We start from the raw sequence: 17111 nt of genomic DNA on the forward strand, positions 1-17111 counted from the left end.
ACCACATCCACCGCCAAAATTTCAGGAAACCCACTATGCCTGTCATTCACAAAATCCTGATCGCCAACCGCGGTGAAATCGCCTGCCGCATCCAGCGCACCGCCCAGGCTCTCGGCTACCGTACCGTCGCCGTCTACAGCGATGCCGACGCCGATGCGCTGCACGTAAAAATGGCTGACCAGGCCGTGCAAATCGGCCCGGCACCGGTGCAGCAGTCCTACCTGAATATTCAGGCGATCCTTGACGCCGCGCATCGCAGCGGTGCCGACGCGGTCCATCCCGGCTATGGTTTTCTCTCGGAAAACGCCGAATTCGCCCGCGCCTGCGAACAGGCCGGGCTGACCTTTATCGGCCCCAGCGCCGAAGCCATCGAACTGATGGGCAGCAAACGCCTGTCGAAGATCGCCATGCTCGATGCCGGTGTGCCGTGCATCGCTGGTTACCAGGACGCCGCGCAGGACGACGCGACCCTGCTTCGCGAAGCCGAGCGCATCGGCTACCCGTTGATGATCAAGGCCAGTGCCGGCGGTGGCGGGCGCGGCATGCGCCTGGTACACAGTGCGGCTGAGCTGCCGGCGCAATTGCGCACCGCGCGCTCGGAAGCGTTGAACGGTTTTGGCAGTGACGAATTGATACTTGAACAGGCCGTGGTCGAACCCCGGCATGTCGAAGTGCAGGTGTTCGGCGACCATCACGGCAATCTGATCTACCTTGGCGAGCGCGACTGTTCGATCCAGCGACGCCATCAGAAAGTCATCGAAGAAGCGCCCTGCCCGATCATGACCACCGAGTTGCGCCAAGCCATGGGTGAAGCGGCGTTGAAGGCCGGCCGCGCGGTGAATTATGTCGGCGCCGGCACCGTGGAATTTCTGCTCGATGCACGAGGGCAGTTCTACTTTCTGGAAATGAACACGCGCCTGCAGGTCGAACACCCGGTCACCGAATTGATCACCGGTGTCGATCTTGTGGCGTGGCAATTACAGATTGCCGAGGGCCAGCCGCTGCCGCTGACTCAAGATCAAGTGCAACTCAATGGGCATGCCATGGAGGTGCGGTTGTACGCCGAAGATCCGGCGCAGGATTTTCTTCCCCAGACCGGGCGTATCGAGGCCTGGGAGCCGGCGCTGAGCCATGGTGTGCGGATCGATCACGGCTTGCTCGAAGGGCAAGCGGTCAGCCCGTTCTATGACCCGCTGCTGGGCAAACTGATCGCCCATGGAACCACCCGGGAAGAGGCGCGGCGCAAGCTGTTGCGCGCGGTGCAGGACACTGTGTTGATGGGCATACAAAGCAATCAGCGTCTGCTCGCCAGCCTGTTGCAGCATGAGCAATTTATCAGCGGCCAGTTCAGTACCGCGTTCATTGCCCAACACTTCAGCGATCATCCAAGCCTGCATCGCTACGTGCCCAGCGCCGAGGAATTGGCGATCGCCGCGCTGCTGTTCTATCAAAGCATCGCGCGCAACCATCGTCAGCCACTGAGCGGCTGGCGCAATAACGCCAGCGTGCCGCTGACTTACCGGCTCGGTGTCGATGAGCAGAACTGGACGCTGCAACTGCACGCTCAAGGGCCAGACGTGTTTCAGGTTAGCCTCGGTGAACGCACGATCGACCTGCAACTCATCGAGTTCGACGTGCATTCGCTGACGCTGGCCGTCAACGGCGTGCGCCAGCGCCACGCCTGTCGACTGGCGGGCGCCCAGCTCTGGCTGTTCACCCATCCGGGTAGTCTGCGGCTGGAGGATCGAACTCATGCGGCGATCGACAGTCAGACCAGCGTCAGCTCCGGCACCTTGAAAGCGCCGATGGACGGCGCCATCGTCGACGTCCTGGTCAGCGAAGGCAGCACGGTCAGCAAAGGTCAGTTGCTGGTGGTGCTGGAGGCAATGAAAATGGAGCACCCGCTCAAGTCCGGCATCGACGGCGTGCTCAAGCGGGTGCAGGTCAAGGTTGGCGATCAGGTAAAAAATCGTCAGGTTCTGTTGCAGGTCGAGTAGTCGCCCACACGTCGATGCGGGTTTTGACTACGCTCTGAAATATCAGAACGCGAAAATCAGGAACCCTGCGATGCCCCACTGGCTGGTCATAGATCTGGAAGCCACCACCGACGAGGGTGGCTGGCCGGTCACCGAAATGGAAATTATCGAGATTGGCGCCACCCTGGTCGATCGCGCCGGGCGTGAGCAGGATCATTTTCAGCGCTTCGTCAAACCGACGCGGCGGCCCTTGCTCACTCCGTTTTGCCGCGAACTGACGCACATCACCCAGGCCAATATCGATGCCGCGCAACCGCTCCATGAGGTCTGGCCGGCCTTCGAGCGCTGGCTGGCACAGCACCAATCGCGCCTCGAGGGGTGGGTCAGCTGGGGCGATTACGATCGCAAGCAGTTGCTGCAGGAATGGCAGCGTCTGCACCTCGACAGTGGCCTCAGCCGGGTGCCGCACATGAACCTCAAACAACGCTTCGCCAAGGCCCGCCGTCTCGAGCGGCCATTGGGCCTCAACGGTGCGTTGCAACTGGCCGGCCTGCAATTCAGCGGCCAGCAGCATCGGGCGCTGGAGGATGCGCGCAACACGGCGCGGTTATTGCCACTGGTGTTGCCGCTTTAGAGACGTGACGGGGCTGAAAGCCTTGGGCATACTGGCCGGCCCCTTTTCAGCCCTTTTCGAGGAACCGCCCATGTTTAAAGTCAACGAGTACTTCGACGGCACCGTCAAGTCGATCGCCTTTGGCACCGCTGAAGGTCCGGCGACCATCGGCGTCATGGCCCCGGGCGAATACGAATTCGGCACCAGCCAGCGTGAAATCATGCACGTTGTGTCGGGCGCCCTGACCGTCAAGCTGCCCGACAGCAGCGACTGGGAAACCTTCGCCGCCGGCAGCCAGTTCAATGTACCGGCCAACAGCAAGTTCCAGCTGAAGGTCGCGGTCGACACTGCCTACCTGTGCGAATACCGCGGCTGATACGGCGGTTCAATCCAGCGCAAAAAAATGCCCGCGTTCAACGACGCGGGCATTTTTTATGCGTGGAAACTTATTATTCGAGGATTTCCACGGGCATCCCGACTTCGAGACGACCGTTACTGTCATTGACCAGGTTCTGCCCGAACATTGGACCATCGGCCGTGGCCCGATGCTTTTGCAGGGTGGCGAACGGTTCGCGGTCGGCACTGCGCTCGCCGGTTTGCGGGTCGACGGTCGTCATGATGCAGCGTGAGCACGGCTTGACCACGCGAAACTCGATATCGCCGATACGAATACGCTTCCAGCCATCCTCGGCATAAGCCGCGCTGCCTTCGATCACCAGATTCGGCCGGAAACGCAGCATCTCCAGCGAACGCCCGACCTTGCCGGAAAGGTCCTGCAGCGAAGCGTCGCCAATCAATAGCAACGGATAGCCGTCGGCGAAGGCGACTTGATCGTCATCGTGGCCGAAACCCGATTGTGTCGTGCGTGCTCGATCCAGCGGCATCTGAACCAGGCGTGTCGGCTTGCCAAGGAACTCGCTGACCCAACGCGCCGCTTCGTCGCCGGCATCCGGCACGCGCAAGGTATCGCGCCAGATGGTCACGCCGCGCAGCTCGGCATCATCCGCCGACAAGGGAATATCGATGGAGCCTTGCCCGGGCGTCGCGAGTGTCAGGCCGCCATCGGCATTCCACAGCGCCGACAGCTGACTCATCCGTGCTTCGGCACGCTGAGTCAGGAAGCGCCCGCTGGCCTCGTCTACCAGCATCCAGCGTCGATCGCCCGTCAGCCCCAGCTTGTCCAGCTCGGCGCTTTGCAGCACTTCGCCCTTGCCGGATTTCAACGGGTAACGATAAAGCGCGCTCAGACGCAGCATGGCCAGCTCCCTGATGGAAAAACGCCACCCTATACGAGCCGGCTCAGGAATCAAAGAGCAACGACTGTAGGAGTGAGCCTGCTCGCGATTGCGCTGTGTCAGGTTAATGTTTCGGGGCTGACACAGCGCTATCGCGAGCAGGCTCACTCCTACAAAGGGTGCGTGATCAGGCCGGGACTTCGTCGAGCATCAAACGCTGGCGCACCACGTCGACCAGTTTGTCCGGCTGGAATTTGGAGAGGAAGTTGTCGCAGCCGACCTTCTTCACCATCGAATCGTTGAAGCTGCCCGACAACGAGGTGTGCAGCACCACATACAGGCCGCGCAAACGCGGGTCGTTGCGAATTTCGGTGGTCAGACGGTAGCCGTCCATTTCCGGCATTTCCGCATCGGTGAAGATCATCAGCAACTTGTCGGTCATGTGCACGCCGGTATCGGCCCAGGCCTTGAGCATGTTCAGTGCTTTGAGGCCGTCGCTGGCAATGTGCATTTTCACCCCGAGCTGGCCGAGGGTGTCACGCAGCTGCGAAAGCGCCACATTGGAGTCGTCGACCAGCAGCACTTCACGGCCACGGGCGCGCTCCAGCACCGGATCGTCGAGTTTGTCGCGCGAGACCTTGGCGTTGTACGGGACGATTTCGGCGAGGACTTTTTCCACGTCGATGATTTCCACCAGTTGATCGTCGACCTTGCTGATGGCCGTCAGATAATGCTGGCGACCGGCGCTGGTCGGCGGCGGCAGAATGGCCTCCCAGTTCATGTTGACGATGCGATCGACGCCGCCCACCAGGAAGGCCTGCACCGAACGGTTGTATTCAGTGACGATGATGGTGCTGTTCGGCCCTGGCACCAGGGGGCGCATGCCGATTGCCTGGGACAGGTCGATCACCGGCAAGGTCTGCCCGCGCAGGTTGACCACACCGCAAACGAACGGGTGACGCTGCGGCATCAGGGTCAGCTTCGGCAGTTGCAGCACTTCCTGAACCTTGAACACGTTGATCGCAAACAACTGCCGCCCGGCCAGTCGAAACATGAGAATTTCCAGGCGATTCTCACCCACCAGTTGCGTGCGTTGGTCTACCGTGTCGAGAATGCCGGCCATCAATGACTCCTGGGCTTGTTCTGATGAATTCACTTATGTGAGGTTATCGGCTGCAAATGGCGCTTCTTGATTGTCATGACTAACCTGTAAAAAATGCCCTGAACAGCCATTGATGTCACATTAACATCATGCTTTACTGGCGCAGTGATTTTCATCTGCTACTTTTATCTGCGGCGCGACCTCGGTTTGCGTCATAGGTTCCCGCACCTAAGGGATTCCCCTAGGGACAATCAGGCCCAACCTGATATTCGCAATATCCAATAGCCATTAATGTGACGCCATTCTCATTGCATGAACGGAGTCAGGCTATTGTGTGCGATCGCAGTTCAGTGGCAACAAACCCTCTGGAAACTCTCAGTCTGTGCACTTGCACGGCCGGGCGCGATCTGCCGACGATTCATGATCGTCGCTACACACGGCATTCGTTCATCAGACATGACGTTGTGGAGATAAGCATGCCAATCGACCGCAAAGACTGGGTACAACGCTTCCCCGAATTTCTTGTCGAGGCTGAAACACTGCTGGCCAAGTCCGAGGAATGCCTGAGCCATCTGCAACTGATCAGCAATGACAGGGACGCCATTGAATGCATGCTCAGTACCCTGCTCAAGCTTGCTCGCCGGGCGGAAGCTCTGGCGCTGGAGTCGATCAGCGAATTTTCTCTGCACATCCACAGCCTGCTTGACCTCAATCATGCTCGTGTCGATCTTCATGATCAGGCGCTGCAAGCGTTGCAGGATTGCTTCACGCTCATGGCCTGGCAGCTCGAGCTGGTCGATCAGAAGACTGGCCAATTAAGCCTGGATGAAAGCGAGCAGGCTTCGCTGATCGAAGCGCTGGCGTTTCAGGTCGGTCAAAGCCCGATTCAGTCGCCGCTGGCAAGCAAACGTTTGCCGCAACTGCCTTACTCGGGCCAGGCCTGACTCATCGCCGTGGCGCGGATGGCCTTGGCGGACTCACGCCTCGAATGTCGTAATTGAATAGTCCATACCTGCCAGCGACAAAACGATATAAATAATCAGCATTGATCACCCGCCCTTTTTCCTGCCGGCCTCAGGGTTTGCCTGTGTACCAGGGAGCACAACTTGGGGCATCGCCGGTCTTCACTTCACACCCTCAAAACCGACTTTCGTGCTTATGGAACTGGCGTGCAAACCCATGTATTTCCTGACTGAATGGACATATATAGCAAGCGCGACCATCGGTATCTTAAGTGGTATTATGTCGCCCGTTAGTTGTCCTCAAGTTAATGGCACGGTGCTTTCATTCAGGCGTTATCTGCTGAAGTTCGCAAACATCCGGGGCTCCCGACCATGTTGAAACCATTGCCATATTTGACAGTATTTTCAGACAGAGACCCGCCAGGCTCCGGCCGGTCTGCCCGCAGCGAACATTCATTGGCTCCATCCGCTATGTACGCCAGCCTCAAGTCAATTACCCAATGGCCCCCTTCGCGGGAAAATGCGCGTCGGTTCACGCTGATATTGTCAGTCGCGGCCGCACTGGGCAGTTTGATGACCTATGGTTTTTCAACTTCCTTCAGTTTGGGTCTGCTGCTACTGCAAATCGCGGCGACTGCCTGTGTCTGGGTGCAATATCGGCTGTCGCGCAAATCAATCAAGTTTCAGCCGCAGGAACTCGCCGACCGTCTGCTGCAAGTCCAGGAAAACGAACGCCATCGCCTCAGCCGCGAACTGCACGACGATATCGGCCAGTTGCTGACGGCGGCGAAACTGCAGAGTGAGTGGCTCAAGCGTCGCCTGCCGCCCGACTCGCAGGAACAATGCTCGGTGTTATGCGACACCCTTGAAGAAACCCTGAACAAGGTGCGCGACGTTTCGGCCATTCTCAATCCGCGCCAGTTGACCAGTCTGGGACTCGAGGCCAGCCTGCGTGCGCATCTGCTCAAGACCCTGGCCAACACCAGCGTGCAATGGAGCCTCGATTGTCAGCAGCGCCTCAATGGCATTCCAGAAGAGATGGCCGTCGCCGCCTTTCGCATCACCCAGGAAGCGGTGACCAATATTCTTCGTCATGCACAGGCGAAAAATCTGGTGGTACGCTTGCAGCGCCTGCCCGAGGGTCTGACATTATTGATCAGTGATGACGGCGCGGGATTTGCGCCGGCGACCGATCCGGGTCGCGAAGGACAACGCGGCATGGCCGGGATGGCCGAACGAATCGAGCAACTGGGTGGCACCCTGAGCGTCGTCAGCGAGCCGGGCAGAGGCACCCAGATCGAAGCACTTTTCCCGTGGGCGCCGCGCGCACTCGAACGGGCCAGTACGAATAAGGTTATGCGTTGACTTGCAATTTACTTCTGGTGGATGACCACTCGCTGATCAGGGCCGGCGTGCGCGCTCTGGTGCTGGATATTCCCGGTTACGCGGTGATTGGCGAGGCCAATGATGGTTCGCAATTGCTCGAGATGGTCGAGCAACTTAATCCCGATATCATCTTGCTGGATATCTCCATGAAGGAAACCGGGGGGCTGGAAGCACTGCAACGCCTCAAGCGCGTACGACCGCAGAGCAAGGTGCTGATTCTGTCGATGCACACCGATCCGGCGCTGATCATGCAGGCACTCGAGTCCGGCGCCTACGGTTACCTGCTCAAGGACACCACCGCCACCGAGCTGGAACACGCCCTGGAAGCCTTGCGCAACAACGAGCGCTACTTGAGCCCGGCCATCGCCCATACCGTGATCAATCAGGCGCTGACCCGCAATCAGAACCAGCAGCCGGATATTGCCGACGCGCACAACCTGACGGCGCGCCAACTGGAAATCCTGCGCCTGATCGTGCGTGGCAAGTCCACCCGCGAGATTGCCAACGGCCTGGGCTTGAGCATCAAAACAGTCGAAACCCACCGTTCCCAGATCATGAAGCGCCTGCAGATCTTCGACGTGGCGGGCCTCGTGCTGTTTGCCGTGCGCGAACAGATCATCAGCCTTGACGACTGATCGCTTCGGTACTGCTCAACAAGGGTGAATGTTCCGGCAAATGCACGCGCAATGCCGCCGGACGCACTTCAAAGCGCAGGCTGTTGCACTCCAGCGGTTCGCCGTCGAGATTCATGCACAGCCCCTCGGCCACCTTGATTTCAACCCAGGGCAAACGGGTTCGCACGAACAGATTATCCAGCCCGAAACCTTCGCTCAGCAGTGATTTCAAAGTCCCCACCAGCTCCTGTGGTGCCGGCAGGATGCTGATATCGAGCAGTCCATCATCGGCCAGCGCCTGCGGGCACAACACATGTCCGCCGCCGGCCTGACGGCCATTGCCAATGCCCAGCGCCAACAGCTCACCGCTCCAGTGAAAATCCGGCCCCTGCAGTTCGCCATAGGCAGCATGCAACTCGCTGAAGCGCGACAATCCAGTGAATAGATAAGCTGCGCCGCCGAGGACTTTCTTCAAATCTTCAGACGTGTTGGCCGTGACCTGACTGCCGAACCCACCGGTGGCCATGTTGAGAAAAATCTGCCCGCCCACCTCGCCCACGTCAATATCGTGCGGCGGCACATCGAGCAATTCCAATGCTTCGGCAGGCTCCAGCGGCACCCCGGCGGCGCGGGAAAAGTCGTTGGCGGTGCCCAGGGGCAAAAGCACCAGACTGGCCTTGCCCGGATGCGCCGCGAGCGCTTCGGCAATATCGCGCAAGGTGCCATCGCCGCCACCGGCAATGATCGTGGTGTAGCCGTCCGCTAACGCCTGTTCTACCCAGCGCTGTGCATCCCCGGCTTCCCAGGTCAGGCGCACGGCCAGCTCCCAGCCCTGCTTGCGCTTGTCCTCGACGGCAGTGCGAACCGCCTCGTTGAGAGCCTGTTTGCCATGCAGAATCAACAGCGCCCGGCGCTCGTTCATTGCGTTACTCCCCAGAATCGAATCGATTGAAACATCTTGACCACTGCGGCACGCAAAAAAGCCCCGCCCTCCCTAATTAAATCTGCCTTGCGCTGCGGGCGTCCTACACGACGGTACTTTTTCTTACAAAACATGCGGAATCGGCTCAATTGACCCGCTTCGAGCATTGGGTCAACGTGTGCCGGCGGTATCAATCTTCAAATCCAATACACAAGGACGTGCATGTAATGAGTGGATACACCCACAAAGCTTCGGTCAATTCTGGAGCCCGAATAGCCTGCAAGCGAACATTTGAAACAGCCGGTGGATGCTTCCATGCCAAGCCATGAAGCGCGAATGCCAGTGAGCCCGGTTGGCACCATCGTTGAAAGTCGCACGAACCACAAGTCCGACTTCAAAAACAGCGCCAGAACGACTGGAGAAGTTGATATGGAACCTCGTGTTACCGAGCTGGAAACCCATCTCAAATATCTTCGACGGGACATGGACGAAATCCGTGGTGATGTCAGAACGATCAAGCACCGGCTAGCCTATTCGGCCGGTGCCATGGCGGTGGTCCTGGGACTGCTGGGCTGGGTCGCCAACAGCCGGTTCGACCAGCTCGTCACCTTGATGAGCAATTGAACCTGTGAGTCATGGCAGGCGCCGCTTGAGTCAGCGGGCGCCTGCCTTTGCAATGGCCAGGTCAGCCCAGCAGATCACTCAACGGAATGAAGCCCACCTCGTCGCCTTCACTCAACGTGCGACCTTCCAGTACTTCAACCAGACCGTCAGCCCACACGGCGCTGCGCAATACCCCGGAGCTCTGGTTGCGGTAAACAGTCGCCCGCCCTTGCTCAAGACGCCCGCGCAGGTATTCGCGCCGATTGCCGGCCACAGGCCAGGCGAAACCCGCGGGTACGCTGAATTTCAGCGGCTCGACTTCACGCACGCCCTGACGTCGCAACAGATAGGGCCGGGTCAGCAGCGCAAAGGTCACCAGGGTCGAGGCCGGATTTCCCGGCAAGCCAATGACCGGCACGTTGCGAAAATGACCACAGGTCAGTGGTTTCCCGGGTTTGATTGCCAGCTTCCACAGTGCGAGTTCTCCCTCCTCGCGTAGAGCGATGCCGAGAAAATCTGCTTCGCCCACCGACACGCCACCGGTGGAAAGAATCAGATCGACATCCTGCAACTCACCGAGCCGAGCACGGGTAGTGGCGAGGTCATCCGGAAGAATGCCGGCATCGATCACCTCGCAGCCAAGCCGTTGCAGCCAACTGCAAAGCAGCACCCGGTTGCTGTTGTAGATCTGCCCCGGTCCAAGCGTCTGACCTGGTTCCACCAGCTCGTCGCCAGTGGAAATCACCGCCACGCGAACCTTGCGCACCACCTTCAGAGCGGCACAGCCCAGCGACGCAGCAAGCCCTTGCTCGATCGGGCCCAGCCGGGTTCCGGCCGGCAGGATCAGCTCACCGATGGTGGTTTCCTGCCCTTGCGGCCGAATGTTCTGCCCGGCCTTCATGGGTTCGAGGAACTGCACTTTGCCGTCGGCCTCGACCGCAGCGTTCTCCTGCATTTCCACGCAGTCGGCGCCCGCCGGTACCGGCGCGCCAGTGAAGATGCGCGCGCACGTGCCAGGCTCCAAAGGTTGCGGGGATTGGCCGGCAAACACTTTTTGACTGACCGGCAGCGGCTGCCCATTCCATTGGCCGAGGTTGAGCGCGTAACCATCCATGGCGGAGTTCGGCCAAGGTGGCAGATCCAGCGTGGAAAACAGATCTTCGCTCAGCACTCGCCCCTGGACCTGCGCCAGCGGCAGAGGCTCATGCTCGACGATGGGTGCGGCCTCGGCCATTTCCAGCAAACGTGCCAACGCCACTTCGACCGGCATCAAGGCTCCGGTCTTGCCCGGCTTAGCCACGGGTTTCACACGGCGCCGCCTGCTTCAGATGCGTGACGAAATTGCACGGACGGTGGCGGGCGTCCAGTTGCTCACCGAGAATGCCGTCCCAACCGGTGCGCACCGCATTGGTCGAACCCGGCAGGCAGCACACCAGCGTGCCATTGGCCAGACCGGCCAGCGCGCGTGATTGCACGGTCGAAGTGCCGATATCGGCGACCGATATCTGCCGGAACAATTCGCCAAAGCCGTCGACCTGTTTGTCGAGCAGGCAGGCAACCGCTTCCGGCGTGCTGTCGCGACCGGTGAAGCCCGTTCCGCCGGTGATCAGCACCACCTGCACGACATCGTCGGCGATCCAGTTGGCGACTTGCGCCCGAATTTTGTAAAGATCATCTTTGAGCAACACGCGTTGCGCCAGGTTATGCCCCGCCGCCGTCAAGCGGTCGACGAAAACCTGGCCGGAAGTGTCGGTTTCCAGAGTCCGGGTATCACTGACAGTCAGCACCGCAATATTGAGCGGCACGAAAGGTACATCAGCCTTGGCTTTCATAGGCTCTTCCAGTTGTAGGAGAAACAGCCCGGTGTTATATCACAGCGCCCCCTTTTTTCGCCGCCCCTGTGGAGGGATGCAATGACCGTCAACACCCGATTACCCGCTTGTTCCATCCTGCTGTTGGCAGGCGGACGCGGCCAGCGCATGGGCGGCCAGGACAAGGGATTGGTGGAATGGCTGGGCGAGCCGATGATCGCGCATCTGCAGCGCAAGGTCCGGGCAATGACCGACGACCTGATTATTTCCTGCAACCGCAACCGCGAGCGCTACGCGCCGTTTGCCGATCAACTGGTTGCCGACGATGAAGGCGATTTCCCCGGGCCACTGGCCGGGATTCGTGCCGGCCTGAAAGCCGCACACCATCCGCACTTGCTGGTACTGCCCTGCGATGTTCCACGCATCGACACGGCATTGCTGCAGAGCATGCGTGAGACGGCGCAGCTGAATTCTGAAAAACCTTTAATGTTGCGTCATGGCGAACACTGGGAACCGTTGCTTTGCGTGATCCCGCTGAGCCTTTCGGCGGCCTTCGAAGAGGCCTGGAACGCCGGTGAACGCAGCCCAGGCCGGGTGATGCGAAGTCTCGGCGCGACGGCTCTGCAATGCCCGGACAACGACCCGCGCCTGGCCAACCTCAACACCCCCGAACTGTTAAACGCTTACAACACTGTGTCAGACTGACACCATTCAAGGAACTCTCACGCCTTGTATACGTCTCAAGCTCAGTAACCAAAAGAATTCCCATTCGGAGACACACTCATGACTCAACGGACCCTCGCCACTTTCATGCTCGCACTGGGCCTGGCTACCCTCGCCGGTTGCTCCTCGCCTACAGTGATCACCTTGAATGACGGTCGCGAAATCCAGGCCGTCGACACCCCGAAATACGATGACGATTCGGGCTTCTACGAGTTCCAGCAGCTGGACGGCAAAGAGACCCGCATCAACAAGGATCAGGTGCGTACCGTTAAAGAACTGTAAGTTCTGGTCAACCGGATACAAAAAAGCCCGCATTGATTGCGGGCTTTTTCATGGGCGCTCGTAATGTGCCTGCACTCTCACCATTGCAGCTTGATCCGGCTCTCAAACTCGCGCGTTTCTCCGGTCACAGGGTCGATGAATGTCAGTCCCTGCGCCAGCAGTTTCAGCGGGTTGGCGTAGTCATCCTCGACATCTTTCAACACCTGCGGATAAAACGGATCGTTGCAGATGCTCGCGCCCAACGCAGTCATGTGGACGCGCAGTTGATGTTTCTTGCCGGTCACCGGATACAACCCATAGCGCCACAGGTCGCCGTTCCTTTCCCGTACTTCCACTGCCGTTTCGGTATTGCTGACACCCGGACCTTCCTGCATGCGGAAGAACGGCTCGCCGTCGACCAGACGGCTCTTGTGCACCAAGGGAAATTCCATATCCGGAAGTGCCGGGGCAATCGCTTCATAGCGCTTGTCGATCTGCCGCGTCGGGAACAACGACTGGTAGGCCGAACGGGTCTGCGGATTGGCCGAGAAAATCACCAGCCCTGCAGTATGTCGATCGATACGGTGCAGCGGCACCAGATGAGGGTTGTCCAGACGGCGGATCAAGCGGCGCAGTAACGTTTGCTCAACGTACTCCCCGGCCGGCGTCACCGGCAGGAAGTGCGGTTTGTCCGCAACGACCAGGTGTTCATCGGCATACAGAATCGTCTCGAGCACCGGAATCGGCTGTTCGTCCGGCACTTCGCGAAAGTAATGAATGCGCAGACCTTCCTTGTAAGCCAGGTTCACGTCGATCGGCTGACCATTGCCATCCAGTACACGCCCTCGGGCAATACGGTCCAGCCATTGCTCACGGCCAATGGCACTGAAATGCTCGCACAGACAATCGAGTACGGTCCGCCATTGACCCGGCGGCAGATAGAGCGTGCTGGCCTGAGCGTGGGCGGCAGAGAATGTTGGATTGGACATATGGAAATTCGGACCCTCAATGCGAAGTCGCATTATCCAGCACTGAGGGAAACCTACCTAGCGCAGAATACTTACGCCGGGATCGACTTGAGCGCTGCGGCCTCGGTGAATTCCTTGAGCCAGCGCAGCACGTCAACCGCCTCCCAGCGACCCGGATCGTACAAGGCATAAAGCAAGCCCTGATAGCCGACCACATCCAGCTGTTTGTGATAACCGGCACGCTGGAACAGCGCCTCGATTTCGGCGAAACAAGTGTTGAAATGCAGCTTGTTGAAAGGCGTCTTGCCCTCCGTGACCAGCCCGTCCAGGCGCAATTCAAGAACGGCCTCGCGCACCACGTCAACCGACATCCGGTTCACACTGTTCTTCAACTGTTCGACATTGACCACGGTTCATCCCTCTCACGCATTTACTGTATGGGCATACAGTAACCGAACAAACCGCAAAAAGCCAAGGGATGGAACCTGGTGGCGACCGGCGGAAAAGGCAGGGAATCCGGATCAACGCAGAAACGCGACAACCTCGTCCGCGCTGAACGGCCAGTCCAGTTCCGCCCCGGTATCGATTCGGCGCAGCACTGGAATACTCAGGCTGTAAGCCTCGTACAAAGTTTCATCTTCAGCAATATCAATCAGCTCGACCAATAGCCCATGCTCGACAAGAGGCATGAGCTCGGCTTCAGCGACTTCACAGAGATGACACCCGAGAGTGCCGAACAACTGACATTCAGGAGGCATGTGCGCGCAACCGCAAAATGAGTGGGGCTCCATTCTAGGCCTGCGCGCAAAACCCGTCGAGCCAGCACCGCCCAAAGGCTCCAGCGCCGAATCAACGCAACGCTGGCAAAACCCTGACGCACATCAGTTCGCAGAAAAGCCGATTGCGCGATGCTTGCGGTCTTTTTGCTTCTACGCTTGAAAAGCCTGAAGCCGCCGCCGGAGTGTCCAGTGTTCGCCAATCTGTTGATCATCCTCGCCTCGTCCCTCGTGGTGATCGCCCTGTTTCGACGGCTGCGATTGCCGCCAGTGCTGGGCTATCTGTGCGTCGGACTGCTGGTCGGGCCGAGTGCGTTCGATTGGGTCAACGAGAGCGAACACCTGCCGGATGTCGCCGAGTTGGGCGTGGTGTTCCTGCTGTTTTCGCTGGGTCTGGAGTTTTCCCTGTCGAAGATGATTGCCCTGCGCCAGGTCGTGTTTCGCCTCGGCAGTCAGCAGGTGCTGATCAGCACCGCGTTGCTCGGGTTGCTGTTGATGCTGCTGGGCATGCCGGTCACGCCTGCATTGCTGCTCGGCGCCGGACTTTCGCTGTCGTCGACGGCAATCGTCACCAAGGAGCTGGGCAGCCTCGGCGAAGTGTTCAGCAGCCATGGGCAGAACGCGGTGGGGGTTTTGCTTTTTCAGGATGTCGTTGCGGTGTTGCTGCTGACCCTGATCCCGGTGTTTGCCGGCAGCAGCGAGCAAGCCTGGTACTGGGCGCTGCCGCTGACGCTGGGGAAAACCGTGGTGCTGTTCGTCGGTCTGTTGCTGGCCAGTCGCTGGTTGCTGCCGCGGCTGTTTCACGAAGTCGCGGCCTCGCGCTCGGCAGAGTTGTTTGTGCTGCTGGCGCTGGTGATCGTGTTGTTGACTGCATGGCTGACCCACCTGCTGGGCCTGTCCCCTGCCCTTGGCGCCTTTCTCGCTGGGATGTTGCTCGGTGAAAGCCATTACCGCCACCAGATCGAGGCCGATATCCGGCCCTTTCGCGACATCCTGCTCGGAGTCTTTTTCGTCAGCATCGGCATGCTGATCGACCTGCAACTGTTCCTCAGCCACAGCCTGGCAATCCTCGGCCTCACCGTCGGGCTGATGGTGATCAAGGGCATCGTGGTGGCATTGCTGGTGAAATGGCGCGGCAGCGACAGCGAAACCGCCTGGCGCAGCGGTCTGGCGCTGGCCCAGGGCGGCGAGTTCTGCTTTGCACTGATGGCGCAGATGCAACAGAACCGCATGCTGCCCGAGGGCTTGGGCGACCTGCTGCTGGCGGCGACATTCTGCTCGATGCTGCTGACTCCGCTGTTGCTGCGTGCAGCGCCACGCATCGCCGCAGCCCTGCATCGCAAACCCAATCAGGAAGCGCAGATCGAAAAAATCAGCGCGCTCAATGCCGACCTCAACCAACACGTAGTGATTTGCGGCTACGGCCGTGTCGGCCAATCGATCGGGCGGTTCATGAGCAATGCCAGACAACCTTACATCGCCCTGGACAACGACCCGGTGCGCGTACAGGAAGCCACCCATGGCGAAAGTGACGTGCATTATGGCGACTCGGCGCGTGGCGACCTGCTGACCGCCGTCGGCCTGCCGCGTGCGCGACTGTTGGTGATCGCCGTGGATCAGAGCGATGTCGCCCTGCGCATCCTCAAGGAAGCCCGGCGGCTGAATGCCCATGTGCCGATTCTGGTGCGCACCCGCGACGACAGCCAGTGGGCCGAACTGAAAGCCGCCGGCGCCAATGAAGTGGTGCCGGAGCTGTTGGAGTCAAGCCTGATGCTCGCCTCTCACGCGTTGATCATGCTCGGATTGCCCGCGCATAAAGTGCAGGAACAAGTCGATCAGGTGCGCATTGACCGCTATCGCCTGCTGCACGGTTTTTATCCCGGTACCGACGATGCCGAGACTTAATCCTGGCTCACCGCGCCGATCTTGTGCAGCGACAGGTCGGCGCCGTAATACTCTTGTTCCTGGCTCAGGCGCAGACCATGCAATGCCTTGATCATGCCGTAGACGACGAAGCCGCCGACCAGCGCCACCGCGACGCCGAGCCCCGTGCCGATCAACTGGCTGATCAGGCTGACACCGCCGATACCGCCGAGCGCGGTCTGGCCGAAAATCCCGCAGGCGATGCCACCCCACACGCCGCACAAGCCGTGCAATGGCCATACACCCAGCACATCGTCGATGCGCCACTTCACCTGAGCGGCGGTAAAGCACCAGACAAACAGTGCGCCGGCGATCGCCCCGGTCAGCAGCGCGCCGACCGGATGCATCAGATCGGAACCGGCACAGACCGCCACCAACCCGGCCAGCGGGCCGTTGTGCAGAAAGCCTGGGTCATTACGCCCGACGATCAGCGCCGCCACCGTGCCGCCAACCATCGCCATCAGCGAGTTGACCGCGACCAGGCCACTGACGCCCTGCAGCGTCTGCGCACTCATCACGTTGAAGCCGAACCAGCCGACAATCAGAATCCACGAGCCCAGTGCCAGGAACGGAATGCTCGACGGTGCGAACGCCACCAGACGCCCATCGCGGTAGCGGCCATTGCGCGGACCGAGCAGCAACACGGCCGCCAGCGCCAGCCAGCCACCCATGGCATGCACCACCACGGAACCGGCAAAGTCATGGAACGCGGCGCCGAACTGCGCCGTCAGCCAGGCTTGCAGGCCGTAGTTGCCGTTCCAGATCATGCCTTCGAAGAACGGATAAATGAACGCGACGATCAGCGCCGTGGCGCACAACTGCGGAACGAAACGTGCGCGCTCGGCGATACCGCCGGAAATGATCGCCGGGATCGCCGCGGCAAACGTCAGCAGGAAGAAAAACTTCACCAGTCCGTAACCGTGATCGGCGCTCAGCACCGCTGCCGGTTGCATGAACGTCACACCGTAAGAGATCCAATAGCCTATAAAGAAATAGGCCAACGTGGAGACGGCGAAATCACTGAGGATCTTCGCCAGCGCGTTGACCTGGTTTTTCTGCCGGACCGTTCCGACCTCCAGAAAGGCGAAACCGGCGTGCATCGCCAGTACCATGACGGCACCGATCAGAATGAACAAGGTATTGGAACTGTGAACCAGCGTGTCCACAGCGCTTTGCAGATTTTCCATAAGCAGGCAGACCTAACGGCAGAAAAGGCACCAAAGCGGTTCATGCGCA

Annotated in this window: 19 protein-coding genes; 10 read left to right on the forward strand and 9 right to left on the reverse strand. The window is 59.7% G+C overall.

Annotated elements, in window-relative coordinates:
- The first annotated feature begins 35 nt into the window (after positions 1-35).
- The 3 genes from BLU52_RS16340 to ppnP all read left to right on the forward strand — a co-directional run bounded on the left by BLU52_RS16340 (position 36) and on the right by ppnP (position 2965).
- Positions 36-1997, forward strand: coding sequence for an acetyl/propionyl/methylcrotonyl-CoA carboxylase subunit alpha (locus BLU52_RS16340; RefSeq protein ID WP_090284873.1), 1962 nt, complete (start codon positions 36-38; stop codon positions 1995-1997).
- 70 nt (positions 1998-2067) lie between these two features.
- Entirely contained in the window at positions 2068-2610 is a 543-nt protein-coding gene (locus BLU52_RS16345; protein ID WP_090284875.1) for an exonuclease domain-containing protein, read from the forward strand.
- 70 nt (positions 2611-2680) lie between these two features.
- The gene (gene ppnP, locus BLU52_RS16350) at positions 2681-2965 is read left to right on the forward strand and encodes a pyrimidine/purine nucleoside phosphorylase (protein WP_007940055.1); all 285 of its coding nucleotides are present in this window, start codon (positions 2681-2683) and stop codon (positions 2963-2965) included.
- A gap of 73 nt (positions 2966-3038) precedes the next feature.
- On the opposite strand, the gene BLU52_RS16355 is transcribed toward ppnP, so the two are convergent.
- Both BLU52_RS16355 and BLU52_RS16360 read right to left on the reverse strand, forming a co-directional pair.
- A complete protein-coding gene (locus tag BLU52_RS16355) occupies positions 3039-3845 on the reverse strand; it encodes an MOSC domain-containing protein (RefSeq protein ID WP_090284877.1) in 807 nt (268 codons plus the stop codon).
- A 166-nt stretch (positions 3846-4011) separates the two neighbouring features.
- On the reverse strand, positions 4012-4947 hold the full coding sequence (locus BLU52_RS16360; RefSeq protein WP_090284879.1) for a chemotaxis protein CheV: 936 nt from the start codon (positions 4945-4947) through the stop codon (positions 4012-4014).
- Positions 4948-5402: 455 nt separating this feature from the next.
- On the opposite strand from BLU52_RS16360, the gene BLU52_RS16365 reads away from it, so the two are divergent.
- The 3 genes from BLU52_RS16365 (at position 5403) to BLU52_RS16375 (ending at position 7909) form a co-directional block, all read left to right on the forward strand.
- Complete coding sequence (locus BLU52_RS16365) at positions 5403-5870, forward strand: hypothetical protein (protein WP_090284881.1); 468 nt, start codon at positions 5403-5405, stop codon at positions 5868-5870.
- A 489-nt stretch (positions 5871-6359) separates the two neighbouring features.
- Positions 6360-7253, forward strand: coding sequence for a sensor histidine kinase (locus BLU52_RS16370; protein WP_090284883.1), 894 nt, complete (start codon positions 6360-6362; stop codon positions 7251-7253).
- Positions 7250-7909 carry a response regulator gene (locus BLU52_RS16375; protein WP_090284885.1) on the forward strand — a complete coding sequence of 220 codons (660 nt, stop codon included), beginning with the start codon at positions 7250-7252 and terminating at the stop codon, positions 7907-7909. Before BLU52_RS16370 ends, BLU52_RS16375 begins: the two co-directional genes overlap by 4 nt.
- Here the strand turns inward: BLU52_RS16375 and yegS are convergent.
- Positions 7893-8810, reverse strand: coding sequence for a lipid kinase YegS (yegS, locus tag BLU52_RS16380; RefSeq protein WP_090284887.1), 918 nt, complete (start codon positions 8808-8810; stop codon positions 7893-7895). The two genes, BLU52_RS16375 and yegS, sit on opposite strands and share 17 nt — an antisense overlap.
- Positions 8811-9125: 315 nt before the next feature.
- Here yegS and BLU52_RS26890 point away from each other — a divergent pair, with 315 nt between their 5' ends.
- Positions 9126-9434 carry a hypothetical protein gene (locus BLU52_RS26890; RefSeq protein WP_197677943.1) on the forward strand — a complete coding sequence of 103 codons (309 nt, stop codon included), beginning with the start codon at positions 9126-9128 and terminating at the stop codon, positions 9432-9434.
- Positions 9435-9495: 61 nt separating this feature from the next.
- On the opposite strand, the gene BLU52_RS16390 is transcribed toward BLU52_RS26890, so the two are convergent.
- A complete protein-coding gene (locus BLU52_RS16390) occupies positions 9496-10722 on the reverse strand; it encodes a molybdopterin molybdotransferase MoeA (RefSeq protein ID WP_090284889.1) in 1227 nt (408 codons plus the stop codon).
- On the reverse strand, positions 10706-11245 hold the full coding sequence (moaB, locus tag BLU52_RS16395) for a molybdenum cofactor biosynthesis protein B (RefSeq protein ID WP_090284891.1): 540 nt from the start codon (positions 11243-11245) through the stop codon (positions 10706-10708). Before moaB ends, BLU52_RS16390 begins: the two co-directional genes overlap by 17 nt.
- A gap of 81 nt (positions 11246-11326) precedes the next feature.
- Here moaB and mobA point away from each other — a divergent pair, with 81 nt between their 5' ends.
- Together mobA and BLU52_RS16405 are read left to right on the forward strand one after the other, a co-directional pair.
- On the forward strand, positions 11327-11929 hold the full coding sequence (gene mobA, locus BLU52_RS16400) for a molybdenum cofactor guanylyltransferase MobA (protein WP_090284893.1): 603 nt from the start codon (positions 11327-11329) through the stop codon (positions 11927-11929).
- A gap of 78 nt (positions 11930-12007) precedes the next feature.
- Positions 12008-12229 carry a YgdI/YgdR family lipoprotein gene (locus tag BLU52_RS16405; protein ID WP_016770600.1) on the forward strand — a complete coding sequence of 74 codons (222 nt, stop codon included), beginning with the start codon at positions 12008-12010 and terminating at the stop codon, positions 12227-12229.
- A gap of 77 nt (positions 12230-12306) precedes the next feature.
- Here the strand turns inward: BLU52_RS16405 and BLU52_RS16410 are convergent, their stop codons facing one another.
- The 3 genes from BLU52_RS16410 to BLU52_RS16420 all read right to left on the reverse strand — a co-directional run bounded on the left by BLU52_RS16410 (position 12307) and on the right by BLU52_RS16420 (position 13934).
- Positions 12307-13197: a pseudouridine synthase gene (locus BLU52_RS16410; protein ID WP_090284895.1), complete on the reverse strand. Its 891-nt coding sequence runs from the start codon at positions 13195-13197 to the stop codon at positions 12307-12309.
- Positions 13198-13268: 71 nt separating this feature from the next.
- Positions 13269-13586, reverse strand: coding sequence for a transcriptional regulator (locus BLU52_RS16415; protein WP_003226726.1), 318 nt, complete (start codon positions 13584-13586; stop codon positions 13269-13271).
- Positions 13587-13697: 111 nt separating this feature from the next.
- Positions 13698-13934 carry a glutaredoxin family protein gene (locus BLU52_RS16420; protein WP_090284897.1) on the reverse strand — a complete coding sequence of 79 codons (237 nt, stop codon included), beginning with the start codon at positions 13932-13934 and terminating at the stop codon, positions 13698-13700.
- Positions 13935-14144: 210 nt separating this feature from the next.
- Here BLU52_RS16420 and BLU52_RS16425 point away from each other — a divergent pair, with 210 nt between their 5' ends.
- Entirely contained in the window at positions 14145-15857 is a 1713-nt protein-coding gene (locus BLU52_RS16425) for a cation:proton antiporter (RefSeq protein WP_090284899.1), read from the forward strand.
- Here the strand turns inward: BLU52_RS16425 and BLU52_RS16430 are convergent.
- Positions 15854-17062, reverse strand: coding sequence for an ammonium transporter (locus BLU52_RS16430; protein ID WP_090284901.1), 1209 nt, complete (start codon positions 17060-17062; stop codon positions 15854-15856). The two genes, BLU52_RS16425 and BLU52_RS16430, sit on opposite strands and share 4 nt — an antisense overlap.
- Between the last annotated feature and the right edge of the window lie 49 nt (positions 17063-17111).

The organism is Pseudomonas granadensis, from assembly GCF_900105485.1.
GTDB classification, from domain to species: Bacteria; Pseudomonadota; Gammaproteobacteria; order Pseudomonadales; family Pseudomonadaceae; genus Aquipseudomonas; species Aquipseudomonas granadensis.